Genomic DNA, 3,230 nt, shown 5'->3' with positions numbered 1-3,230 from the left:
CGCACCGGCTCGGGCGCGCGCTCGGCCATCTCGCGCACGCGCTGCCCGGCGTCGCGGATCAGCGTGGGCAGCAGTTGCGCTTCCGGCAGGTGCTTCCAGTATTTCTGCGGCATCTCCTGGCGCATCATCGTCGGATTGAGCCGCGCCGGGTTGAAGATGTTGGCGTAGTAGGTGCGCCACAGCGTGTCCTGCGCGTCGTCGGCCGGCGCATCGGCGCGCTGCGCGCCGGCGCCGAACTGCAGCGCCTCGCCGTCCCAGCGCACACTGCGGTACGGGGTGAGGATCGCCCAGCGCATGCCGGCGAAGCGCCGCGCGAAGAACGGCGCCACGCGATCGACGATGTGGTGCTCCGGCTCGAACCAGGCGATGTAGGCCTCCTGCTCGCCCGGCACCTCGCGGAAGCGCACGAACGCCTTCATCTTGTGGCTGTCGCGGCGCACCGCCTGCGCCCATTGCTGGGTGCGGTGCACATCGGCATCGGTGACCCGCTGCAGCAGCGCGCGCTCGCCGCCGGCGATGCGCCACAGGAGGCGGTACAACAGGGCATGCCGCTGCGGATCGCGATGGCACAGCACCGCACCGGCCAGCGCCAGGAACTCGGCCGACACCCGCGGCGGTGGCACCTGCGCCGGCAGCGTGGCGACGTCGGTCCCGGCGAGCAGCCCGCCCTGCGCATCGCCGTCCCAGGCCAGCGTCTCCGGCGCCACCTGCGCACACCACGCCGCCCGCGCCACCGCCCGCCACGCCTCCAGGCTCCACGGCGGCACCACCTCAGCCTGGAACATGCCCCGCTCCACGCATCAGCTCACCGAAACGAATGCAGAACACAGCAACACAACCGCCAACACAGCATCCGCAACCATCGCCGTGCGTGCAGATGTTGCTGTTGCTGTTGCTGTTGCTGTTGCTCGTGATGTTGCTTTTAAAACTTCTCGCCTTAAAGCGAGCCGAGCACCGGAGTGGCGAGCGGCCGAAGAGGCGCCCTTGTTTGAGCGAAGCGAGTTTGGGCGCCGTGCCGCTCGCCGTGAGGAGCGCAGTGGACCGGTGCGGCCGTATCGCACCGGCTCGTGTCAGGCGGGAGCGGTTTTGGTGACTTTTGCCAAGACAAAAGTCACTCGCGCCCGTAGGCGCGAAAGCCTTTGATGTTGCTGTTGCCGTTGCCGTTGCCGTTGCCGTTGCCGTTGCCGTTGCCGCAAGCATGGCAACACCCCACCCCACCGCGTCAATCAAACAAGCCCCCCTGCCGCGGCGCCGGCGCCAGTTGCGCACGCAGCCGCTGCGGATCGTCCAGCCGCTGCCGCGGATGGTGATCGAGCACACTGACGAACGGCAGCAACTTCTTCAGCGGCACCCGCAGCCGCGCCAGATCCTCGACCCGCAGCCGCGCATGCCGCCGCGCCAGCAGCAAGCGCTCGACGTTGCGGGTGCCCAGCCCCGGCACGCGCAACAACAGTTCGCGCGCGGCGGTGTTGAGATCCACCGGGAATCGCTCCGGGTTGCGCAGCGCCCACGCCAGCTTGGGGTCCACGTCCAGATCGAGCATGCCGCTGGCCGCAGGCGGGGCGATCTCCTCCACCGAGAAATCGTAGAACCGCAGCAGCCAGTCGGCCTGGTACAGGCGGTGCTCGCGCTGCAGCGGCGGCGCCAGCAGCGGCAGCTTGGCCGAGGCGTCGGGAATCGGGCTGAACGCGGAGTAGTAGACCCGGCGCAGGCGATAGTTGCCGTAGAGATTGTGGCTGGTGTGCAGGATCGCGCGGTCGTCCGCGCCGTCGGCGCCGACGATCATCTGCGTGCTCTGCCCGGCCGGGGCGAAACGCGGCGGCTTGGCGCGCACCCGCGCCTCGGCCTTGCGCGCCTCCTTGCTCTCCTCGATGCGCCAGCGCAGCTCGCCCATCGCCGCACGGATGCCGCCGACGTTCTTCTCCGGCGCCAATTGCGCCAGGCCGCGCTCGGTCGGCAATTCCACGTTGATGCTGAGCCGGTCGGCGTAGCGGCCGGCGGCGGCGAGCAGCTCCGGCGCCGCGTCGGGAATGGTCTTGAGATGGATGTAGCCGGCGAAGCGGTGCTCCTCGCGCAGCTGCCGCGCCACTTCCACCAGTTGCTCCATGGTGTAATCGCTGTTGCGGATGATGCCGCTGGAGAGGAACAGGCCTTCGATGTAGTTGCGCTTGTAGAAATCCAGGGTCAGCTTGACCACTTCGGCCGGGGTGAAGCGCGCGCGGCGCACGTTGCTGGACACGCGGTTGACGCAGTACGCGCAGTCGAACACGCAGAAGTTGGTCAGCAGGATCTTCAGCAGCGACACGCAGCGCCCGTCGGGCGTGTACGAATGGCAGATGCCCATGCCCTCGGTGCTGCCGATGCCGCCGCTGCGCAGGGAATTGCGCTTGTCGGCGCCGCTGGAGGCGCAGGACGCGTCGTACTTGGCCGCGTCGGCGAGCACGGCGAGTTTCTCGAGGGTATTCACCGGCCGACGATGCCGGGTCCGCGTCTCAAACGGTGAGACGCGGATGCGCTGCGACCTTCACCGCGATGAATCGCTCAGGTCGATCTCCTGGCGTTCAGGCCGCCACGCGCGCCGCGGCGCCGTCGAAGCGGTAGATGTCCATCGCCAGCAGGCCGGCGTCGATCCCCGCATCGATGCGCTGCGCGCCCAGCCCGTCCGCGCCGGCCGCACCCATCGCCACATAGATCGGCAGCCAGTGCTCGTCGGTGGGATGCGCGCGCTCGGCGAACGGCGCCTGCCGGCGGTAGTCGAGCATCGCCGGCACGTCGTCGCGGCGCAACGCCTGCTCGGTCCATTCGATGAACGGACGCACGTAGGGCACTTCCTTGCCCTCAGCGTAGCGGCCGAAGTCGTGCAGGTTGTGGGTGATGCTGCCCGAGCCGATCACCAGCACGCCGTCCTCGCGCAGCGGCGCCAGTGCGCGGCCCAGCGCCAGGTGGTGCTCCGGCCCGAGTTCCGGCTGGATCGACAGCGGCACCACCGGGATGTCGGCCTGCGGGTACAGCAGCGACAGCGGCACCCACACGCCGTGGTCCAGCCCGCGACGCTCGTCCAGCATCGGCGCCAGCCCGGCCTGCGCCAGCAGCTCGGCGACCTGCTGGGCCACGGCCGGCGCGCCCGGCGCCGGGTACTGCATCGCGTACAGCGCCTGCGGGAAGCCGCCGAAGTCGTGGATGGTCTGCGGCTGCGCCGCGGCGCCGACCAGCGGCCGCCGGCCCAGCCA

4 protein-coding genes are annotated in these 3,230 nt (G+C 69.8%); 1 reads left to right on the top strand and 3 read right to left on the bottom strand.

All coding sequences use genetic code 11. The annotated features are described in order from the left end of the window. On the bottom strand, positions 1-785 hold a 785-nt coding region (locus tag D180_RS02695), incomplete at its 3' end, for a TIGR03915 family putative DNA repair protein (RefSeq protein ID WP_017911577.1). On the opposite strand from D180_RS02695, the gene D180_RS24350 reads away from it, so the two are divergent. Continuing rightward, positions 784-1,143, top strand: coding sequence for a hypothetical protein (locus tag D180_RS24350; RefSeq protein ID WP_232760279.1), 360 nt, complete (start codon positions 784-786; stop codon positions 1,141-1,143). The genes D180_RS02695 and D180_RS24350 overlap by 2 nt on opposite strands. A gap of 79 nt (positions 1,144-1,222) precedes the next feature. On the opposite strand, the gene D180_RS02685 is transcribed toward D180_RS24350, so the two are convergent. Further along, positions 1,223-2,467 (bottom strand): putative DNA modification/repair radical SAM protein, encoded by a 1,245-nt coding sequence (locus D180_RS02685; protein WP_017911574.1) that lies wholly within the window; start codon positions 2,465-2,467, stop codon positions 1,223-1,225. Between the two features lie 94 nt (positions 2,468-2,561). Next, positions 2,562-3,230, bottom strand: a 669-nt coding sequence (locus D180_RS02680) for a class III extradiol ring-cleavage dioxygenase (protein ID WP_017911573.1), incomplete at its 5' end; no start/stop codon positions are given.

Origin of the sequence: Xanthomonas sp. SHU 166, from assembly GCF_000364685.1 — a bacterium.
Lineage (GTDB): Bacteria > Pseudomonadota > Gammaproteobacteria > Xanthomonadales > Xanthomonadaceae > Xanthomonas_A > Xanthomonas_A sontii.
This window is presented reverse-complemented; position numbering and strand designations above follow the sequence as displayed.

Coding starts and splice junctions, on each gene's coding strand:
- D180_RS24350 (WP_232760279.1), top strand. CDS start 784: ATGCCCCGCTCCACGCATCAGCTCACCGAAACGAATGCAGAACACAGC.